At 68.2% G+C, this 14,436-nt stretch carries 12 protein-coding genes; 5 read left to right on the forward strand and 7 right to left on the reverse strand.

Going from position 1 to position 14,436, the window contains the following annotated elements; genetic code table 11:
- Window positions 1–39 precede the first annotated feature (39 nt).
- The 3 genes from BMZ19_RS03535 to glnA form a co-directional block, all read right to left on the reverse strand.
- The gene (locus BMZ19_RS03535) at window positions 40–654 is read right to left on the reverse strand and encodes a DUF4124 domain-containing protein (protein ID WP_090306936.1); all 615 of its coding nucleotides are present in this window, start codon (window positions 652–654) and stop codon (window positions 40–42) included.
- A 4-nt stretch (window positions 655–658) separates the two neighbouring features.
- Window positions 659–1,207, reverse strand: coding sequence for a DUF4124 domain-containing protein (locus tag BMZ19_RS03540; protein WP_090306938.1), 549 nt, complete (start codon window positions 1,205–1,207; stop codon window positions 659–661).
- 196 nt (window positions 1,208–1,403) lie between these two features.
- The gene (gene glnA, locus BMZ19_RS03545; RefSeq protein WP_090306941.1) at window positions 1,404–2,810 is read right to left on the reverse strand and encodes a type I glutamate--ammonia ligase; all 1,407 of its coding nucleotides are present in this window, start codon (window positions 2,808–2,810) and stop codon (window positions 1,404–1,406) included.
- Between the two features lie 330 nt (window positions 2,811–3,140).
- Here glnA and thiI point away from each other — a divergent pair, with 330 nt between their 5' ends.
- From thiI to BMZ19_RS03565, 4 genes are all read left to right on the forward strand, one after another.
- Window positions 3,141–4,595, forward strand: a complete 1,455-nt coding sequence (gene thiI / locus BMZ19_RS03550) for a tRNA uracil 4-sulfurtransferase ThiI (protein WP_090306943.1) — start codon at window positions 3,141–3,143, stop codon at window positions 4,593–4,595.
- Window positions 4,596–4,736: 141 nt separating this feature from the next.
- Entirely contained in the window at window positions 4,737–6,557 is a 1,821-nt protein-coding gene (typA, locus tag BMZ19_RS03555) for a translational GTPase TypA (protein WP_090306945.1), read from the forward strand.
- 218 nt (window positions 6,558–6,775) lie between these two features.
- Window positions 6,776–7,030, forward strand: a complete 255-nt coding sequence (locus tag BMZ19_RS03560; RefSeq protein WP_090306948.1) for a DUF2790 domain-containing protein — start codon at window positions 6,776–6,778, stop codon at window positions 7,028–7,030.
- 299 nt (window positions 7,031–7,329) lie between these two features.
- Complete coding sequence (locus BMZ19_RS03565) at window positions 7,330–8,265, forward strand: LysR family transcriptional regulator (RefSeq protein ID WP_090306950.1); 936 nt, start codon at window positions 7,330–7,332, stop codon at window positions 8,263–8,265.
- Here the strand turns inward: BMZ19_RS03565 and BMZ19_RS03570 are convergent.
- From BMZ19_RS03570 to BMZ19_RS03585, 4 genes are read right to left on the reverse strand one after another with little or no spacing between them, the layout of a single operon-like run.
- Window positions 8,253–9,134: an efflux RND transporter periplasmic adaptor subunit gene (locus BMZ19_RS03570; protein ID WP_090306952.1), complete on the reverse strand. Its 882-nt coding sequence runs from the start codon at window positions 9,132–9,134 to the stop codon at window positions 8,253–8,255. The two genes, BMZ19_RS03565 and BMZ19_RS03570, sit on opposite strands and share 13 nt — an antisense overlap.
- Window positions 9,135–9,148: 14 nt before the next feature.
- Window positions 9,149–9,364: a DUF1656 domain-containing protein gene (locus BMZ19_RS03575; RefSeq protein WP_425287157.1), complete on the reverse strand. Its 216-nt coding sequence runs from the start codon at window positions 9,362–9,364 to the stop codon at window positions 9,149–9,151.
- Window positions 9,354–11,516 carry an FUSC family protein gene (locus BMZ19_RS03580; RefSeq protein ID WP_090306955.1) on the reverse strand — a complete coding sequence of 721 codons (2,163 nt, stop codon included), beginning with the start codon at window positions 11,514–11,516 and terminating at the stop codon, window positions 9,354–9,356. The genes BMZ19_RS03575 and BMZ19_RS03580 overlap by 11 nt, the downstream gene beginning before the upstream one ends.
- On the reverse strand, window positions 11,513–13,030 hold the full coding sequence (locus tag BMZ19_RS03585; RefSeq protein WP_090306959.1) for an efflux transporter outer membrane subunit: 1,518 nt from the start codon (window positions 13,028–13,030) through the stop codon (window positions 11,513–11,515). Before BMZ19_RS03585 ends, BMZ19_RS03580 begins: the two co-directional genes overlap by 4 nt.
- 257 nt (window positions 13,031–13,287) lie before the next feature.
- On the opposite strand from BMZ19_RS03585, the gene BMZ19_RS03590 reads away from it, so the two are divergent.
- Window positions 13,288–14,361, forward strand: a complete 1,074-nt coding sequence (locus BMZ19_RS03590; RefSeq protein ID WP_090306962.1) for an AraC family transcriptional regulator — start codon at window positions 13,288–13,290, stop codon at window positions 14,359–14,361.
- The last annotated feature ends 75 nt before the right edge of the window (window positions 14,362–14,436 follow it).

Here is a 14,436-nt window from a genome sequence, read left to right on the forward strand (position 1 = left end):
TCGTGGAGCATGCCGGCGCACCATGATGGTGCGTAGTGCTCAGGGCAGGGGCACGCCGAGGAAGCGCCGCGGCTCGGCCGGCTTGTCGGCCAGCGGGCATTCGGGCCGCACGCCGTAGTCGCCGCGCTGGCAGGGGTTGACCCGGCGCTTGTCGGCCAGGGTGGTGCGCTTGAGGTGGAACGGCTGGCTCGGCGTGCGCTCGATGATGCGGCCTTCTGCGTCGACGATCTCCGCGGCCAGCTGGTGGGTGCCGCGGTCGAGGTTGTCTAGGGCGAACACCGGGCTGCGCGCCGGCGCTCCGTGCACCTGGCCGTCCAGCAGCAGGCGGTAGCTGTGCCCCTCGAGCAGGCCGGGGTCGCTCTCCAGGGTGACGATCAGGCCGCCGCTGTTGTCGCGGATGGTCGTGTCCGGCTCTGGCAGGGTGATGCGCAGCAGCTGGTAGGCCGGCAGCAGGGCGGCGGGCAGGGCCGGTGGCGCGTCGGGTGGCGGCGCGGGCAGGCTGGTGCTGTTGGTCGGCGCCAGCTCGATGCGTTCGGCATTGGCGCTGCGCGGCTTGTCGGTGAATACCCGGTTGCCCTCGGCATCCAGGTAGGTATACACGCCGGCGAAGGCCGGCAGGCAGGTCAGCAGGAGGAGGCAGAGCAGGGCGCGCATGGGGTCAGTTGGCCGGTAGCGGTTGCGGGCGGGGGAAGGCCGGGCTCTTGGTGTGCACGCGCTGCAGGGTGAAGCTGACGGTGGCGCTGCTCTGTAGCGGCTTGCCGTCGCGCAGGATCACCGCCTGCAGGCTGTGGGTGCCGCGGTCGACCTGGCCGAGCTGGAAGCTGGTCTGCGTGCCGGGCGGGGTCAGGGGCTGGCCGTCCAGCAGCACCTGCAGCAGGTCGTCCGCCTGCAGGCTCGGCTCCAGGCTGACGCCGACGGTGAAGTTGCCGGCATTGGCGCGCAGGGTGGCGTCGTCATCCGGCACCCCGGTGATCTCCAGGCGGCTGTAGCTGTCGGGGCCGGCTTCGTCCTGGCTTGGCGCGCCGCTGTTCGCGGGCGTTGGCGCGGCGACCGTATTGGTCGGTCCCAGCTGCACGCTCTCCGTGGCAACGCCCTGCGGCGGCTGGTTGGTGTAGACCGGATTGCCGCGTTCGTCGGTGTAGCGATAGATCTCGGCGCTGGCAGGCAGGGCCAGGGCGAGCAGCAGGCAGGCGTGGATCGGGCGCATCGGAGAGTCCTTCCGGTATGAGGCGACGATGGGGCAAGCGTTGCATCGCGGCATTGCGCTGGCAAGTACTGGCGCGGCGGGCTGTGCGGCCGGGCGCACTCGTGGGGTATTTGCGACACGAAAAACGCAAAGGCCTCCCGAAGGAGGCCTTTGCGACAACGTTGCAGGGCCGGGCTTGTGCAGCCCGGCGACTGGCTTAGCAGCTGTAGTACAGGTCGTATTCCAGCGGGTGCACGAAGGTGCGCACCTTGATTTCCTCGGCGGCCTTCAGCTCGATGTAGGAGTCGAGGAAGTCCTTGGTGAACACGCCGCCCTTGAGCAGGAACTCGTGGTCGGCTTCCAGGGCTTCCAGGGCTTCCTTCAGGCTGCCGCAAACCTGCGGGATGTTGGCAGCTTCTTCCGGCGGCAGGTCGTACAGGTTCTTGTCGGCGGCATCGCCGGGGTGGATCTTGTTCTGGATGCCGTCCAGGCCGGCCATCAGCAGGGCAGCGAAGGCCAGGTACGGGTTGGCAGCCGGATCCGGGAAGCGCGCCTCGATGCGGCGGCCTTTCGGGCTGGCCACGTACGGGATGCGGATGGACGCGGAGCGGTTGCGGGCCGAGTAGGCCAGCATGACCGGAGCCTCGAAGCCCGGGACCAGACGCTTGTAGGAGTTGGTCGACGGGTTGGTCAGGGCGTTCAGCGCCTTGCCGTGCTTGATGATGCCGCCGATGAAGTACAGGGCGGTGTCGGACAGGCCGGCATAGCCTTCGCCGGCGAAGGTGTTCTTGCCGTCTTTGGCGATGGACATGTGCACGTGCATGCCCGAACCGTTGTCACCGTACAGCGGCTTCGGCATGAATGTGGCGGTCTTGCCGTAGGCTTCGGCGACGTTGTGCACGCAGTACTTCAGGGTCTGCACTTCGTCGGCCTTGGCGACCAGGGTGTTGAAGCGCACGCCGATTTCGTTCTGACCGCCGGCCACTTCGTGGTGGTGCACTTCGACGACCTGGCCCATCTCTTCCAGAGCGTTGCACATGGCGGTGCGGATTTCGTGGTCCGGATCGCTCGGCGGGGTCGGCAGGTAGCCGCCCTTGACCGCGATGCGGTGGCCATTGTTGCCCTGGCGGCCGTCGACGTCGGCGTCGCTGTTCCAGGCAGCCTGCTCGGAGAAGATCTTGAACATCGAGCCGGACATGTCCGACTTGAACTTCACGGAATCGAAGATGAAGAACTCCGGCTCCGGACCGGCGAACACGGTGTCACCGATACCGGTGGTCTTCAGGTATTCCTCGGCACGCTTGGCGATGGCGCGCGGGTCGCGCTCGTAGCCCTGCATGGTGGACGGCTCGATCACGTCGCAGACCAGGATCAGGGTCGGCTCTTCGGTGAACGGGTCCATCACGGCGCTGCTGTCGTCCGGCAGCAGGATCATGTCGGAGGCTTCGATGCCCTTCCAGCCATCGATGGAGGAACCATCGAACATCTTGCCCACTTCGAAGAAGTCATCGTCGGCGTCGCGTGCCGGCATGGTGATGTGGTGCTGACGGCCCTTCGGGTCGGTGAAGCGCAGGTCAATCCACTTCGCGTCGTGTTGTTGAATCAGTTCAAGCGCCTTCGACATGCTGTCCTCCAGGGTGTAGATGTGGGCGATGGGGGCGCCCGCTATTCGGTTTTTCTTCGGGCACCAGGCCCGCCGGAAAATTTGACCCGATTGCAAAAGCAAGTTGCGTGCCATGCCTCGCGTACAGGCGCTAGGCGCGGAAAATGCGGCTTTTCCGTGCGTCGCCCAAGAATTGGGAAAGGATCGTGCACCAAGGTCGTGCTTTCAAGTGTCGCAGTGAAACATTTTGGTGCAGGAAGGCATCTTGCGGATTTCTGCTCAAAGCTTGAGCAATTTCCGCTATAATCCGCGCCCGTCTTTTTTCCAGCTGTCGCCCTTGCCTGTTCGCCCATGAAACTCATCGTCAAACCCTTCGCGGAAATCACCATCAAGAGCCGGCCGGTGCGCAAGCAGTTCATCCGCCAGCTCGGCAAGAACATCCGCACCGTGCTCCGGGACCTCGATCCCGCGCTGGAGGTTGCCGGTGAGTGGGACAACATCGAGCTGCAGACCGCGCTCAGCGATCCGCATGTGCTGGGCGAGATGCTCGAGCGCCTGCGCTGCACGCCGGGCATCGCCCACTTCCTCGAGGTGCACGAGTACCCGCTGGGCGACTTCGACGACGTCCTCGACAAGTGCAAGACCCATTTTGGTGCGCAACTGGCCGGCAAGATCTTCGCCGTGCGCTGCAAGCGCTCCGGCACCCACACGTTTTCCTCGGTCGAGCTGGCCACCTACGTCGGCAGCCGCCTGCGCCGCGAGTGCGGTGCCGCCGGCATCGATCTGAAGAACCCCGAGGTCGAGGTGCGCTTCGAGGCGCGCTACGACCGCCTGTACATCATCCATGCCCAGCACGACGGCATGGGCGGCTACCCGCTCGGCTCCATCGAGCAGACCCTGGTGCTGATGTCCGGCGGCTTCGACTCCACCGTGGCCTCCTACCAGATGATGCGCCGCGGCCTGCTCACCCACTTCTGCTTCTTCAACCTCGGCGGGCGCGCCCACGAGCTGGGGGTGATGGAAGTCGCCCACTACCTGTGGGAGAAGTTCGGTCGCTCGCACCGCGTGCTGTTCATCAGCGTGCCGTTCGAGGAAGTGGTCGGCGAGATCCTCGACAAGGTCGACAACAGCCACATGGGCGTGGTGCTCAAGCGCATGATGCTGCGCGCCGCCAGCCGTCTGGCCGAGGAGCTGCACATCGACGCGCTGGTCACCGGCGAGGCGATCTCCCAGGTGTCCAGCCAGACTCTGCCCAACCTGTCGGTGATCGACGCGGTGACCGACACCCTGGTGCTGCGTCCGCTGATCGCCGCCCACAAGCAGGACATCATCGACACCGCGACGGCGATCGGCACCGCCGAGTTCGCCAAGAACATGCCCGAATACTGCGGGGTGATCTCGGTCAACCCGACCACCCGCGCCAAGCGCGGGCGCGTCGAGCATGAAGAGAAGCACTTCGACATGGCCATCCTCGAACGCGCCCTCGAGCGCGTGCGCAAGGTGACCATCGACAAGGTGATCGACGAACTGGGCGAGGATATCCAGGTCGAAGAGGTGCGCGAGGCCCTGTCCGGGCAGATCGTCCTCGACATCCGCCACCCGGATGCCGCCGAGGACGCCCCGCTGCTGCTGCCCGGCATCGAGGTGCAGGCCCTGCCGTTCTATGCGATCAACAACCGTTTCAAGGAACTGGATGCCAATCGCCAGTACCTGCTGTACTGCGACAAGGGTGTGATGAGCCGCCTGCATGCCCACCACCTGCTCAACGAGGGGTATGCCAATGTGCGCGTTTATCGTCCGGCTTAAACAGCCGGGCCTGCTGGGCGGCAGTATCCGTCACCGCCCTCCCGACTGCCGGCTGTCGCGTTAATCAAGTTGTCGCCGGCAGTCGGGGATAATCCCCTCCGGCATCCGAATTCCAGCGTTATCTACCGAGAAGACCCACAAGTGATCGAAAATCTGCGCAATATCGCCATCATCGCCCACGTCGACCATGGCAAGACCACCCTGGTAGACAAGCTGCTGCGCCTGTCCGGCACCCTGGACCGCAAAGAAGCGGAAAGCGAGCGCGTGATGGACTCCAACGACCAGGAAAAAGAGCGCGGCATCACCATTCTGGCGAAGAACACCGCGCTGAAGTGGAACGGCTACGACATCAACATCGTCGACACCCCCGGCCACGCCGACTTCGGTGGCGAAGTCGAGCGCGTGATGAGCATGGTCGACTCCGTGCTGCTGGTGGTCGACGCCCAGGACGGCCCGATGCCGCAGACCCGCTTCGTGACCCAGAAGGCGTTCAAGGCCGGCCTGCGTCCGATCGTGGTCATCAACAAGATCGACCGTCCGGGCGCGCGTCCGGACTGGGTGGTCGACCAGATCTTCGACCTGTTCGACAACCTCGGCGCCACCGACGAGCAGCTTGACTTCCCGATCGTCTACGCCAGTGCCCTGAACGGCATCGCCGGCATGGACCACGAGAAGATGGACGACAACATGGACGCGCTGTTCCAGGCGGTCATCGACCATGTGCCGGCGCCCGAGGTGGACGTCGACGGCGCGTTCCAAATGCAGATCTCCCAGCTGGACTACAACAGCTTCCTCGGCGTGATCGGCATCGGCCGCATCGCCCGCGGCAAGGTCAAGACCAACACCCCGGTGGTGGCGGTCGGCGCCGACGGCAAGAAGCGCAACGGTCGTGTCCTGAAGATCATGGGTCACTCCGGCCTGCAGCGCGTCGAAGTCGCCGAAGCCCAGGCCGGCGACATCGTCTGCGTCAGCGGCATGGACGAGCTGTACATCTCCGACACCCTGTGCGACCCGACCGCCGTCGAGGCCCTGCCGCCGCTGTCCGTCGACGAGCCGACCGTGAGCATGACCTTCCAGGTCAACGACTCGCCGTTCTGCGGCAAGGAAGGCAAGTTCGTCACCAGCCGCAACATCAAGGAGCGTCTGGAGAAGGAACTGCTGCACAACGTCGCCCTGCGCGTCGTCCAGGGTGACGATGCCGACAAGTTCAAGGTCTCCGGCCGTGGCGAACTGCACCTGTCGGTGCTGATCGAGACCATGCGTCGCGAAGGCTTCGAGCTGGCCGTAGGCCGCCCGGAAGTGATCATCAAGGAAGTCGACGGCGAGAAGCAGGAGCCCTTCGAGAACGTCACCATCGACATCGAAGAGCAGCACCAGGGTCCGGTGATGGAGCAGATGGGCCTGCGCAAGGGCGATCTGACCAACATGGTGCCGGATGGCAAGGGTCGTATCCGTCTCGAGTACACCGTACCGGCGCGCGGCCTGATCGGCTTCCGCAACAACTTCCTGACCATGACCTCGGGCAGCGGCATCCTGACCAGCACCTTCAGCCACTACGGCCCGGTCAAGGCTGGTGAAGTTGCTCACCGCCAGAACGGCGTGCTGGTCTCCATGGCCACCGGCAAGGCGCTGACCTACTCGCTGGAAACCCTGCAGGACCGCGGCAAGCTGTTCCTCGCCCCGGGCGACGAGATCTACGAAGGCCAGCTGGCCGGCATCAACAGCCGCGACAACGACCTGGTGATCAACCCCACCAAGGGCAAGAAGCTCGACAACATGCGCGCTTCCGGCAAGGACGAAACCATCGCCCTGGTTCCGCCGATCCGCTTCACCCTGGAACAGGCTCTGGAGTTCATCGACGACGACGAACTGGTCGAAGTGACCCCGAAGTCGATCCGCCTGCGCAAGAAGTACCTGAACGAGAACGACCGCAAGCGTTACGAGCGCAGCAGCAAGCTGTAATGCGCTGAGCGGTCCGTAGTGCAAAACCCCCGTCGGCGTGAGCCGGCGGGGGTTTTTTGTGGTGGCCGGATAAGGGGGCGTGGATTGTTGCGCCTCACGTAAAACAGGCTTCTCAACTTGAGCATTTTTCCCTCCCGGTGCCAGGCGGACAATACGTCCATGCCCGAGAGCGAACCAGCAGTCGGGCGCTGCTTTCCACCCAAGAGGTCGAGTTGCTCATGAAATCCAAAGCCCTGTTCCTGACCGTCATGCTGGCCTCCACCGGGGCCTTCGCCGCCGAGGCTTCGGCTGGCAACGACGTGCAGGCGACCCAGTACACCTACGGCATGAATCTGGATGTCGCCGAGGTGATCGCCATCCAGGAAGCGCCCCACGCGCGCTGCGAACTGGTGCCGACCGAGATGACCTACCGTGATTCCCAGGGTCAGGTGAAGTCCATCAGCTACACCAAGCTGGACATGTACTGCGAGTAAGGCGGTGTTTGCTAGTCCGCTTCGTTGCAAGTTTCTCCACGGAGTGCCCCTGGGAAGTCTTGTCGGCTTCTCTACGCTCCCTGTTAGGCAGACTCTGTGAGTCTGCCTTTTTTTATTTCAGCCTCAGGGAAGAACCGTAGGGGACAGGGATGATCGCCACGGCCCAGCCATGCCCGGCGCCGATTCTGCGGGTGAGTGTGGCGGGCCTGCTGGCCGCGGGAGCCGCTGCGCTATGCTGGCGCGGCAGGTCCGCCACGGCGGGGATCGGTCCCACTCATGTTGCGGAGGTGGTTTTTCCCATGGATATCCTGCAGGCCATGCGCGTGTTTACCCGGGTCACCGACAGCGGCAGCTTCACCGCCGCTGCCCAGGTGCTCGGGCTGTCCACCGCCCAGGTGTCGCGGCTGGTGTCCGAGCTGGAGGCCAGCCTGAGCACGCGGCTGCTCTATCGCACTACCCGCCGGCTGCGCCTGACCGAGGCGGGCGAGCGCTACCTGCAGCGCTGCCGGGAGATCCTCGCCCAGGTCGAAGAGGCTGCCGCCGAGGCCAGTGGCGCCCACCTCACGCCCCGCGGGCGTCTGCGCGTGCATGCCTTCACCGGGATGGGCACCCAGTACCTGGTGCCGCTGGTGGCGCGCTACACCGAGCGCTATCCGCAGGTCGACGTCGACCTCACCCTGTCGCAGCGCACCCCCGACCTGCTCGAGGAAGGCCACGACGTGCTGATCACCCACTCCCGCGAGCTGCCCGACTCCGATCTGGTCGCCCAGCGCCTAGGCAGTATCTACAGCGTGGTGTGTGCCGCGCCGGCCTATCTGCGCGAGCGCGGCGTGCCGCAGTGCCCCGAGCAGCTGCGCGAGCACCGCTGCCTGCGCCTGGTTGACCCGGTGTATCCGGGCGACTGGGTGTTCGAGCGCGAGGGCGAGATGCAGGTGATCAGCCCCGGACAGACCTTCCAGGTCAATGTCTCCGAGGCGATGGTGCAGGCCGCGGTGGCCGGCATGGGCGTCTGCCTGCTGCCCAGCTTTGTGGCCGCCAAGGCGCTGCGCGAAGGCGGCATGGTGCGCCTGCTGCCTGAATGGCAGCTGCACGAGCGCAACCTCTACGCGCTGTATTCGTCGCGGCGCTTCCTCGATGCCAAGATCAAGACCTGGGTCGAACTGCTCAAGGTCGATTTGCCGCGGATCCTCGAGCGCGACAGCGCCGATCTGGACAATCCCGCCTACTGGGCCTGAGCCGGCGCGCCGGCCGGTTTGACGATCACCGTGCAGGTGATCCCGGCGGCCAGCAGCACGCCGTCGGGCACCCGGTCGATGCTGATGCGCACCGGCACCCGCTGGGCCAGGCGTACCCAGTTGAAGGTCGGGTTGACGTCGGCGATCAGCTCGCGGCTCTGCGGGTTGTCGCGGTCGTAGATGGCGCGGGCGATGCTATCGATATGGCCCTCGAGTAGCTGGCCGCTCATCAGCTGCATTTCCACCGCATCGCCGACCCTGAGCAGCGGCAGCTTGGTTTCCTCGAAGTAGCCGTAGACCCAGTAGGAGTGGCGGTCGACCACCGCCAGCTGCGCCGCGCCGGCCTCGGCGTAGTCGCCGGGGCGCACCGACAGGTTGGTCACGTAGCCGTCCACCGGCGCCAGCACGCGGGTGCGTGCCAGATCCAACTCGGCTTTCTCCAGCAGCACCTGCGCCTGGCGGTATTCGGCGCGGGCGGCCGCGGCGGCGTTGCTGGCGTCGTCGCGGTCCTCGCGTGAGACCACCTGCTCGTCCAGGGCCAGGCGGCGTTCGGCGTTCTGCTCGCGCATCGCCAGGCTGGCCTGGCGCGCGGCGAGCTGGGCCTTGGCCTCTTCGACAGCCAGCTGGTAGCGCGCCGGGTCGATGCGCAGCAGCAGGTCGCCCTTCTGCACCGCCTGGTTGTCGCGTACCGGCACCTCCAGCACCAGCCCGGCGACGTCCGGTGCCACCGTGACCACGTCGGCGCGCACGCGCCCGTCGCGGGTCCACGGCGATTCCATGTAGTTGACCCACAGGCTGCGGCCGAGCCACAGGGCGGCGGCCACCACGCTCAGGGTGGCGAGAAAGCTGATGATCGATTGACGGGACATGGGCGGCCTCGGGCTCAGGGATGGACGATCAGGGCGAGGCCGGCGAACACGCAGGCGAACAGGCTGATGCGCAGCAGGATCGGGTGCCAGACGTGGCGGTAGACGCCGAGCCCGGCGAGCAGGCGGTCGAGGCCCCAGCTCAGCAGCATGGCGAGCAGGAACAGCGCGCCGACGGTGGGCAGCAGCACGCCGTGGAAGACGATCTCGCGCGGCAGGTGATCAGGCAGCATGGGCGGCTCCGGGGCGGGGCAGGCGCTCGGCCAGCGGCGAGTGTGGGTCGAGCAGGGCGGTGCGGATGAAGTGCAGGTAGCTTTCCAGACGGCGCAGCGGCGAGCTGGCGAAGTGCGGCGCACGCGCCTCGGGGGTGCGCCGCACGGCGTCGATGGCCAGCTCGACCTGGGCCAGCGTCTGGCTCAGGTGGGCTGGCGTGGGATTGGCGAACAGGCGCACCAGCGCCGCGGCGAGGGCGTCGAAGGCGCGCCGCCAGGCGGTGCCCTCGGCATAGCTGGACTCGTCCGGCAGCCTGGCCTTCTCCTGGCGCAGCTCGATCACCGCGTGGCCGATCTCCAGCACCAGAGTCATCCAGCGCAGCAGGTCGCGCTGCACTGCGGGGTGGCCGGCGGCGAGGTCGTGGGCCTGGGTCAGCAGGTCGCGGGTCGAGCTGTCGAACCCGGCGGCCAGGCCCTTGAGCGGCGCGCGCAGCGCATGCACCACGCGGCGGCGCAGGTCGCGTTCCAGGTGGCGCCACAGCCACGGGCGGTTGGGCGGCAGCACGCAGGCCATCACCACCGCGACCAGCAACTGCGACAGCACCAGGGCGATGTAGTTGTTGAGCAGGGTGGCCGGGTCGTGGACGCTGAGATTGGCAGGGATGGTGCCGAAGCCGAACAGGATCAGCAGGCCCAGGCCGTAGCCGGCCCAGCCCGGCCGGGTGGCCAGATACAGGCCGAACAGGAACACCGGTGTCACCGCCAAGGCAAGCATGGGGAAGCCGCTGATCCGCGGGAACACCAGAAAGCTCTCGACGAAGCCCAGCAGCGCGGCGAGGCAGGTGCCGCCGGCCATCTGCAGGGCCATGCGCGCCGGATTGGGCGAGGCCGAGCACAGCGCGCCGATGATCACCGCGGTGATCAGGAACATGTTGCCGCTGGGCCAGGCGGTCTGCAGCCAGAGGGCGCTGCCCAGGCCGCTCAGCAGCAACATGCGCAGGGCGGCGGCGGCGACGGCGAGGCGGTTGGCGCGCGGCGCGAAGCGCTCGCTCCAGCGCTCGCGTGCATGGCGGGTCGGCGCCAGCGCGGCGTGGGTCTGCGCGTAGTCGAGCAGGTCGTCGGCGAGGCGGTAGAGCAGTTCGGCGGCGGTGTCGAAGTCCAGGCGCAGCGGGCTGTCCGGCGCCAGGGCGTCCAGTGCGGTGCGCGCCTGGCGGATCAGCGGCATCAGCTGCGCGCGATAGTCCTCCAGTTGCGCGGCCAGTTCGGCGGCGCCGGGGATGTCCAGGTTGCGCTGGCGCCAGGGGGCGAGCAGCGCGCTCAGGCTGTCCAGGCAGGGGGCGAAGGCGTCCAGGGCCAGGCTGTCGCCCTGGCCGCGCAGGCGCTCGAGCAGCTGCTGCAGGGCGTGGAAGCGGCTGGTCATGGCCATGAAGTCGTGGTTCAGGCGGGTCAGGCGGCCCATGCGCAGGTTGAGCTGCGGGTCGTCGTAGCCGCTCATGCTGCGCAGGGTTTCCAGGCGAACGGTGTGCGCGGCGAGGCGCGCCTGGGCGTCCTCGAAGGCGGCGCGGTCGCCGCCGGGCAGGTGCGTCACGACCACCGCGGCGAAGTCGCCGAAGCGTCGGGCGACCGCCTGGCGCATGGCGGTACCGGTGGTCTGCGGCAGGATGGCGGCGCTGAACACCGAGCAGCACAGCACGCCGAGGCCGATCTCCAGCACCCGCCACAGCGCCTGGAGGAAGGCGGTCTCCGGGTGCTGGATGGCGGTGAGGCTGACCAGGGTGGCGGTGTAGCCGGCCAGCACGCAGCTGTAGCTACGCAGATCGCGGTAGCGCGCCGCGCCGGCGGTGCACAGAGCGACCCAGACCGCCATGCCGCCGAGGAACAGCACCGGCTCCTGGTTGAACAGGGCGATCAGCGGCAGCATGGCCAGCAGGCCGATCAGCGTGCCGAGCAGGCGGTGCAGGCCCTTGGCGATCACCTGGCCGCTCTGCGGCTGCATGACGATGAACACCGCCATCACCGCGGTGCTCGGCTGCGGCATGTCGAGGCGCATGGCCAGCCACAGGGTGGTCAGCGCCGCCGCCAGCATCTTGAAGATGAAGATCCAGCTCAGGCCCTCGCTGCGCGCCCACACGCCCAGCTCGTGGCGCAGGCCGTGGCTGCCGGCGTGGCTCATCGCGGCGCCGCTCCGCCATGGGCGAGCGGCACACTGTGCGGTTCGAGCAGGTGCTCGGCGGGGCTGCGCTGCGGATCGAGCAGGCCGCCGCCGAGGGCGGCCATCAGCTCGGCGTGGGCGGCCAGGCGCGCCGCCCTGACCTGCTGCTGCACGCGCTGCTGGTCGAACAGGCGGGTCTGCGCCTCAAGCACGGCGAGGTAGTCGGTCAGCCCGCCGCGCCAGGCCCGCTCGGCGATGCGCCAGCTGGCCTCGGCGGTGGCCGTCGCCTCGGCGGCCAGGCGCTGCTGCTCGTCCAGCGAGCGCAGGCGGATCAGCTGGTCGGAAATCTCCCGCAGCGCACTGATCAGGGTCTGGTTGTAGCGCGCCACCGCGGCGTCGTAGGCGGCGCTGGCGGCGCCCAGTCGGCCGCGCAGGCGGCCGCCGTCGAACAGCGGCAGGCTCAGCGCCGGGCCGATGCTGCCGCCGAGCTTGTTGGCCTGCAGCAGCGCCAGCGCGCCGCCGCCCACCGCGCCGAAGCCGAGGCTGGCGACCAGGTCGATGTTGGGATAGAAGTCGGCGCGCGCCACGTCGACGCTGCTGGCGAGCGCGGCTACCTGCCAGCGCCGGGCGACCACGTCGGGGCGCCGGCCGAGCAGGTCGGCGGGCAGCACCGCCGGCAGTGTCGGCTGCGCGGTGAGCTGCAGGTTCGGCCGCTGCAGGCCGGCCGCCGCACCGGGACCCTGGCCGGCGAGGGCGGCCAGCTGGTTGCCGGCCAGGGCGATGCGCGCGTCCAGCGCAGCGATCTGCCGGCGGATTTCCGGCAGCGGCGCGCTGGCCTGGCTGACCTCGAAGGCGGTGCCGAGGCCTCCGGCCAGGCGGCGGCGGGCGATGGCGAGGACGTGCTCCTGCTGCGCCAGGGTGGCAATGGCGATGTCGCGCTCGGCATGCAGCAGCGCCAGCTGCACGTAGATCAGCACGATGTTGCGCTCCAGCTCCAGCTGCACCACCCGGCCTGAGGCCGCGGTGGCGTAGGCGGCGTGCAGGGCTCCCCGGCTGGCGCTGCGCTCGCGGCCCCAGAGGTCGAGGGCGTAGCGCAGGCCGAGGCCGGCGTCGCTGTTCCAGTGGCTGCTGCCGCCCAGCGCGCCGGGGCCGTGCAGGTCGTCGTCCGGCCAGTGCTGCCGATCGAGGCGCGCGCTGGCGCCCAGCTGCGGCGCCTCGGCGGCGCGGGCTACGCCGGCCAGGGCCATGGCCTGGCGGACGCGCGCCTCGGCTTCGTCCAGGCTCGGGCTGTGCTCGAGGGCGCGGGCGATCCAGGCATTCAGCTGTGGGTCGTGGTACTGCTTCCACCAGCTCTCCCGCGGCCAGCCGGCCTCGTGCCGCGCCTGGCGCAGGGCGGCGTCGCTGGCCAGGGCATTGGCATCCAGACGGGCTTGCTGGGGGGCAATGCCGCCGGTGCCGAGGCAGCCGGTCAGAGTGACGGCGACGATAATGAGGAGACTGACCAGAGTCAGGCCCGATTTGAGACGGGAAGGCACAGGGGGGAGTCCTGGGAACGACGGGGAAACGCGGGCGGGAACCAGCCCGGTTATTGTAGGAAAGCGCTCTGCGCCGGATAAATCCGGGCAGGCGAGAAGCTTTGTTGTGCCGGGTGTAACAGTGGCGGCTGCTCCGTTGCGCGCTGCCGTGGGCCGCCCGACGGGCCGGCCTTTTGCCGGCCGACTGATCCGGCGCAAGATGGACGGGCGCGGTGGCCGTTAGGCTGCGCGCGGGCAAGACGAGACGGGGACGGGACATGACGCAGACTTCATCGGTGGTGGCCGGCTGGCTGGCGGCGGTGACGCGCACGCTGGAGGCGCTGGGGTACGACGCCGACCAGCTGCTGCTGGAGGCGGGTGCCGACCTGGCCGACAAGTTCGTGCAGGAGGCGCGTTTTTCCTCCGCGCTGACCCGGCGCTTCTGGCCGCTGGCGGTGGCGCGCACCGGCCACGCCGACATCGGCCTGCATGCGGCGCGCTTCGTCTGCCCGACCACCTTCCATGCCCTGGGCTTCTCGCTGTGGGCCAGCGCCTCGCTGTTCGAGGCGCTCGAGCGCATGGTGCGCTTCGCCGCCCTGCTCAACGACGGCGCCGATCTGACCCTGGAAGCCGAGGGCGACAACTACCGCTTCTGCATGCGCGTGCAGGTGATCGATCAGCAGGCGCAGATCGCCCCGGAAGGGGTGGACTACTTCCTCGGCGCGGTGAGCAAGCTGCTGCGCGACATGCGCGGCCCGGCTTTCGCCCCGCTGCAGGTCAACCTGCGCCGCGCCGCGCCGGCCGATCCGCAGCCGTGGCGCGAGCACTTCGCCGCGCCGGTGCACTTCGCCGCCGCTGACGACAGCCTGCTGCTCAACGCCGCCGAGCTGCGCCGGCCGCTGCCCACCGGCAATCCCGAGCTGGCCCGGCAGAACGACCGCCTGGTCGCCGAATACCTGGCCCGTCACCAGCTGCTCAACCCGGCGCTGCAGGTGCGCGCCCGCCTGCTCGAACTGCTGCCTGGCGGCGTGCCAACCCTGGAGACGGTGGCCGCGGCGCTGGGCAGCAACCCGCGCACCCTGCAGTACCGCCTGACCCGCCAGGGCACCTCGTTCAGCGAAATCCTCGACGAGGTGCGCGCCAGCCTGGCCCGCCAGTACGTGCAGCAGTCGCAGCAGTCGTTCAGCGCGCTGGCCTATGCGCTGGGCTTCTCTGAGCCCAGCCACTTCAACCGCGCCTTCAAGCGCTGGACCGGCGAGACGCCGAGCCGCTTCCGGGCGCGGTTGTGCCCGGCGGCTGACAAGGGGGCCGGTTCGCCCCTGCAGGCCACAAAAGCGTCCCCTGCCTCGTAAAACTAGCCTTTGCGTGCAGCGGTTTGCGCGTAAAGGCTAATCTTTTGCCGCCAGCGGCAATGTTATCCCCATGGC

The organism is Pseudomonas linyingensis (genome assembly GCF_900109175.1).
In the GTDB taxonomy this organism is placed as follows: domain Bacteria; phylum Pseudomonadota; class Gammaproteobacteria; order Pseudomonadales; family Pseudomonadaceae; genus Geopseudomonas; species Geopseudomonas linyingensis.

Excerpts from the sequence above, each read along its gene's own strand:
- BMZ19_RS03535 (WP_090306936.1), bottom strand. The coding sequence starts at position 654 with ATGCGCGCCCTGCTCTGCCTCCTCCTGCTGACCTGCCTGCCGGCCTTC.
- BMZ19_RS03540 (WP_090306938.1), bottom strand. The coding sequence starts at position 1,207 with ATGCGCCCGATCCACGCCTGCCTGCTGCTCGCCCTGGCCCTGCCTGCC.
- glnA (WP_090306941.1), bottom strand. The coding sequence starts at position 2,810 with ATGTCGAAGGCGCTTGAACTGATTCAACAACACGACGCGAAGTGGATT.
- thiI (WP_090306943.1), top strand. The coding sequence starts at position 3,141 with ATGAAACTCATCGTCAAACCCTTCGCGGAAATCACCATCAAGAGCCGG.
- BMZ19_RS03560 (WP_090306948.1), top strand. The coding sequence starts at position 6,776 with ATGAAATCCAAAGCCCTGTTCCTGACCGTCATGCTGGCCTCCACCGGG.
- BMZ19_RS03565 (WP_090306950.1), top strand. The coding sequence starts at position 7,330 with ATGGATATCCTGCAGGCCATGCGCGTGTTTACCCGGGTCACCGACAGC.
- BMZ19_RS03570 (WP_090306952.1), bottom strand. The coding sequence starts at position 9,134 with ATGTCCCGTCAATCGATCATCAGCTTTCTCGCCACCCTGAGCGTGGTG.
- BMZ19_RS03575 (WP_425287157.1), bottom strand. The coding sequence starts at position 9,364 with ATGCTGCCTGATCACCTGCCGCGCGAGATCGTCTTCCACGGCGTGCTG.
- BMZ19_RS03580 (WP_090306955.1), bottom strand. The coding sequence starts at position 11,516 with ATGAGCCACGCCGGCAGCCACGGCCTGCGCCACGAGCTGGGCGTGTGG.
- BMZ19_RS03590 (WP_090306962.1), top strand. The coding sequence starts at position 13,288 with ATGACGCAGACTTCATCGGTGGTGGCCGGCTGGCTGGCGGCGGTGACG.